Genomic DNA, 3,619 nt, shown 5'->3' on the forward strand with positions numbered 1-3,619 from the left:
GCCATGACCCGCGACAAGAGCTCGCCAAGCTGCTCACGCGCCTGCATGTTGCGCAGGCCCGGCGTGTTGGGCGAGGAGATGTTGACGGTCAGATAGCTGGCGTATTGCGCAAACCGGGCGACGCCGCGCTCATAGTCGCCGATGCGGTCGCTGCTGTCCTTGTTGGCGCCGATGTTGACGCCGACGATGCCGCCACGCCCCTTGCGCGCGGCAAGGCGCTTTTCGGCCGCCGCATGGCCTTCATTGTTGAAGCCCAATCGGTTGATCACCGCATCGTCGGCCGTCAGCCGGAAAATGCGCGGCTTCGGATTGCCGGCCTGCGCCAGCGGCGTGATCGTGCCGACCTCGGCAAAGCCGAAGCCCAGGCCAAGCAGCGCGTCGGGCACTTCGGCGTTCTTGTCATAGCCGGCCGCCATGCCGAGCGGATTGGGAAAATCGAGGCCGCAGATGCTGACCGTCAGCCTGTGGTCGCGGATCGCTGGTGCACCAACCGGAACGCCGCATCGCAAGGCCGCGATCGACAGGCCATGCGCGGTTTCCGGATCGAAGGCGAACAGCAGCTTCTGGCCGAGCCGGTCGAGCACGCTCATTGCCCCTCCAGTGCCGGGAACTGGTGCACACCATCGGAGCCAAGCGGCAGTGGCCGGACCCACAGCACAGCCTTGAGGCCGAGCGGACCATAAAGATGCGGAAACAGCGCACCGCCGCGCGAGACCTCGTATCTCAGCGCAGCACCCAGGCTGGCGCCGTCGATGGCGACCAGCAGAAGGTCGGTCTGGCCGGCAAAGTGCTTTGCCGCCGTTTCCTTGACCTGCGCCGCCGTGGAGAAGTGGATGAAGCCGTCTGCGACATCAATCGGCGCGCCGGTGAAGCGGCCATGCGTTTCGGCCTCGCGCCAAAGCGCCTGCGGGGTTATCTTGTAGATAATCTGAGACATGGTTGCGCTATAGAGCAGTTCCAGGAAAAGTGTGAAACGGTTTTCCCGGGAAAAGCGCATAGCGCTTTCCCTTGGGAATTGCTTCAAAAGATTCCGAACCAGCCATTCGGGAAAGGCCACGCCAAGGGTCTTCCCCATTTCCGGCGCAAACATGCGATATCTGAGGCCTTTGCCATGGAGGACAACATGCGTCTGCAGCACATCTTGATCCCCGCCGCGCTCGTTTCGCTGGTCGCGGCTTCAGCTTATTCGGAAGAAACCGACCGCTACCGGCTGGAAAAGTCGGCCACCGGCTATATCCGCATGGACACCCAGACCGGCGCCATGTCGATCTGCGACGAACGCTCCGGCCAGCTCGTCTGCAAGATGGCGGCCGACGAACGCGCCGCTTTCCAGGACGAGGTCGACCGCTTGCAGACCTCGATGAAGGCGATGGACGAGCGCGTCACCAAGCTCGAGAATTCGCTCTCCGCCCGCCTCGAATCGAAACTGCCGAGCGAAGAGGATTTCAACAAGACGATGGGCTACATGGAGCGCTTCCTGCGCGGCTTCATGGGCATCGTCAGGGATATGGACAAGGACAACGGCGCCCAGCCCAATTCGCAGAAGACCTGAGCGTTTCAACCACGGGAGGCGGCGCACTGGCTTTGCCGCTTGAAAACAGCGCGCAGCCGCTCATAATCGTCCAGTTGAACCCGAAAAGCCAAAAATCATCGGGGATTCGGGGAGGGACATTTGCCGGCAGGCTATTCTTTCGTCATCGCCGACGATCACCCGCTGTTTCGCGGTGCGCTGCGCGAAGCGCTCGCCGGCATCGGCAATGTCGCCGCCATCCATGAAGCCGGCGATTTCGAGAGCGCCAAGGCGCTGGTCGTGGCCAACGAGGACGTCGATCTGGTGCTGCTCGACCTGTCGATGCCGGGCGCCAGCGGCCTCTCCGGCCTGATCTCGCTGCGTGGCATCCATCCGGCGGTGCCGCTGGTCGTGGTGTCGGCGCATGACGATCCGGCGACCATCAGGCGGGCGCTCGACCTCGGCGCTTCCGGCTTCATCTCCAAATCGGCCAGCATGGAAGAAATCCGCAGCGCCGTGCAATCGGTGCTTGCCGGCGATATTGCAGCACCCGTCGGCGTCGATCTCGGCATCGAGCGCGACCCTGAAATATCCGACCTGATCAAGCGGCTGCAGGCGTTGACGCCGCAGCAGACCCGGGTGCTCGGCATGCTGGCCGAGGGCCTGCTCAACAAGCAGATCGCCTATGAACTCGGCGTCTCCGAGGCCACCATCAAGGCGCATGTCTCCGCCATCCTGCAGAAGCTCGGCGTCGACAGCCGCACCCAGGCGGTGATCCTGCTGTCCAAGATCGGCAGCGACCCGCTGCAGCCGGCGGGTTAGACCCCTATTCCGCCGCCGGCGCCAGCGGCCTGACCCTGGCCATCATCGAGCGCAGTACCGCTGGTTTGAGCGGTTTGTTGATCACCGCAATCTCGAGCCCGCCGGCGGTCGTGCGCACCTCGTTGGAGCGGTCGGCGGTGACCAGCACGGCCGGCAGGGTGTCGCCATGGATCGCACGCAGCCTGACGACGAGTTCGAGGCCGGTTTCGCCGTCGAGATGGTAGTCGGCAAGGACGATGTCCGGGCGATGTATCTTCGCGGTCTCCAGATCCTTTGAACCGGACGCGGTGTCGACGTTGCAACCCCAGCCTTCGAGCAGGAGCCGCATGCCTTCGAGGATGCGGGCGTCGTTGTCGATGCACAGCACGTGCAGACCGGCCAGCGAGGCTGTCGCGCGGGCGGGAGCCCTGGCTTCGATCTCGCGTCGTGCCTGCACGGCCGCGACGGGCAGGATAACGGAGAATCGCGTGCCCTTGCCCGGACTGGAAAAGATGCGGATCTCCAGGCGCAACACCCGGGCGATGCGGTCGACGATGGAGAGGCCGAGACCGAGGCCCTCGGCCTCGCGCGCGCCCTCGTCGAGCCGGGTGAATTCGCGAAAGACGGTGTTCAGCTTGTCGCCGGCGATGCCGATGCCGGTGTCGATCACCTGGATCTCGGCCAATTCGCCGCGCCGCCTGACGCCAACCAGCACGCGGCCGCGGCGCGTGTATTTGATGGCGTTGGAGACGAGATTCTGGATCAGGCGGCGCAGCAAATTGCGGTCCGTCGTCACCGTCAGCGATGACGGCATGATGGTCAGCTCGAGCTTCTTTTCGGCGGCCAGCGGCCGGAAGTCGTTGCCGATCTGGCGCAGCAATCCGTCGAGGTTGAAGGCGGTGTCATCCGGCTTCATCGCGCCGGCATCGAGGCGGGAGATGTCGAGCACGGCGCCGAGAATGGTCTCGACGGATTCCAGCGAGGATTCGATGTTCACGGCCGCCTTGCCGGCAGGTCCCTTGCCGGCCTTCTCGATCAGCGAGGAGCAATAGAGCCGGGCGGCGTTCAGCGGCTGCAGGATGTCGTGGCCGGCGGCGGCGAGGAAGCGCGTCTTGCCGAGATTGGCCTCCTCGGCCAGCATCTGTGCCTGCGCCAGTTCCTCATTGACCCGGGTCAGCTCGATGGTGCGCGTCTTGACCCGCTGCTCCAGCGATTCATTGGCCCTTTTCAGCGCAAGATCCTGCTCGACGCGCCCGGAAATGTCGGCATAGGTGGCGACGATGCCGCCGTCCGGCATCGGGTTGGAGC

At 64.4% G+C, this 3,619-nt stretch carries 5 protein-coding genes; 2 read left to right on the forward strand and 3 right to left on the reverse strand.

What is annotated here, in order from left to right; genetic code table 11:
* The coding region (gene pyrD / locus ENZ75_RS25055; protein WP_127367375.1) for a dihydroorotate dehydrogenase (quinone) at positions 1-590 on the reverse strand (590 nt) is incomplete at its 3' end.
* Positions 587-937 (reverse strand): DUF952 domain-containing protein, encoded by a 351-nt coding sequence (locus ENZ75_RS25060; protein WP_024503140.1) that lies wholly within the window; start codon positions 935-937, stop codon positions 587-589. The genes ENZ75_RS25060 and pyrD, both read right to left, overlap by 4 nt.
* A 186-nt stretch (positions 938-1,123) precedes the next feature.
* On the opposite strand from ENZ75_RS25060, the gene ENZ75_RS25065 reads away from it, so the two are divergent.
* Positions 1,124-1,552, forward strand: a complete 429-nt coding sequence (locus ENZ75_RS25065) for a hypothetical protein (RefSeq protein WP_013533615.1) — start codon at positions 1,124-1,126, stop codon at positions 1,550-1,552.
* A 120-nt stretch (positions 1,553-1,672) separates the two neighbouring features.
* Complete coding sequence (locus tag ENZ75_RS25070; RefSeq protein WP_024503139.1) at positions 1,673-2,332, forward strand: response regulator transcription factor; 660 nt, start codon at positions 1,673-1,675, stop codon at positions 2,330-2,332.
* 4 nt (positions 2,333-2,336) lie between these two features.
* Here the strand turns inward: ENZ75_RS25070 and ENZ75_RS25075 are convergent.
* On the reverse strand, positions 2,337-3,619 hold a 1,283-nt coding region (locus ENZ75_RS25075; protein WP_128278394.1), incomplete at its 5' end, for a hybrid sensor histidine kinase/response regulator.

The organism is Mesorhizobium sp. M7A.F.Ca.CA.002.04.1.1 (assembly GCF_004022805.1).
Lineage (GTDB): Bacteria > Pseudomonadota > Alphaproteobacteria > Rhizobiales > Rhizobiaceae > Mesorhizobium > Mesorhizobium ciceri.

Coding starts and splice junctions, on each gene's coding strand:
- ENZ75_RS25060 (WP_024503140.1), bottom strand. CDS start 937: ATGTCTCAGATTATCTACAAGATAACCCCGCAGGCGCTTTGGCGCGAG.
- ENZ75_RS25065 (WP_013533615.1), top strand. CDS start 1,124: ATGCGTCTGCAGCACATCTTGATCCCCGCCGCGCTCGTTTCGCTGGTC.